Origin of the sequence: Gluconobacter sp. P1D12_c, from assembly GCF_018812105.1 — a bacterium.
In the GTDB taxonomy this organism is placed as follows: domain Bacteria; phylum Pseudomonadota; class Alphaproteobacteria; order Acetobacterales; family Acetobacteraceae; genus Gluconobacter; species Gluconobacter oxydans_A.
On record NZ_JACSIQ010000775.1, the window covers coordinates 1 to 377 of the forward strand.

Sequence of the window (377 nt, forward strand, 5' to 3'; positions counted from 1 at the left end):
ACCAGTATAATCGCTGATCTGCCCCGCAGTCATGAAAAAGCTCAGCGGTCGTCCGTTCTGATCGGTGACCGCATGCAGTTTGGTGTTCATACCGCCTTTGGTGCGACCGATCAGGCGGCCTGGATCCCCTTTTTAGCCGCAGGCTTGAAGCCGTGCGGTGCGCCTTGAGATACGTCGCATCAATCATAATCGTCTGAGGCTCGGCTTTCGCAGTAGACAGGCCATCCATCATCCGCATGAAAATGCCCATGTCGCCCCAACGCTTCCAGCGATTGTAGAGCGTTTTGTGCGGACCGTATTCCCGGGGCGCATCACGCCAGCGCATACCATTGCGGTTCACAAAAATGATGCCGCTCAGCACACGGCGGTCATCAACG

General features: G+C 56.5%; 1 pseudogene. It reads right to left on the minus strand.

The annotated features are described in order from the left end of the window. A pseudogene (locus KP705_RS19145) lies at positions 1–377 on the minus strand (IS5 family transposase); the annotation flags it as partial.